Source organism: Arthrobacter sp. Y3221087 (assembly GCF_059089905.1).
Map to the genome: position 1 here is coordinate 1 of NZ_JBNHFE010000038.1, position 235 is coordinate 235.

Consider the following 235-nt stretch of genomic DNA (forward strand, 5'->3'; position numbering starts at 1 on the left):
TGGTGTGCCAGCGGGAGCAGCGGCACGGCCATGCCGATCATTTCACCGATTTTGGCGCCCCAGAACCCGGCGCAGGAGACCACGATGTCGGCCGGGAACACCCCGTCGGGGGTCTGGACGCCGGTGACGCGGCGGTTGGTCTGTTCGATGCCGGTCACGGTGGTGTTGCCGATGTACTTTACGCCGGCGGCTTCGGTGCGTTTGATCAGCAGCTGCACCGCGCGGGCCGCGGACG

1 protein-coding gene is annotated in these 235 nt (G+C 68.1%); it reads right to left on the reverse strand.

Annotation, left to right across the window (positions count from 1 at the left end):
• Nucleotides 1–235: FAD-dependent oxidoreductase (locus AC5RUO_RS20055; RefSeq protein WP_494104452.1), on the reverse strand; the 235-nt coding region annotated here is incomplete at both ends.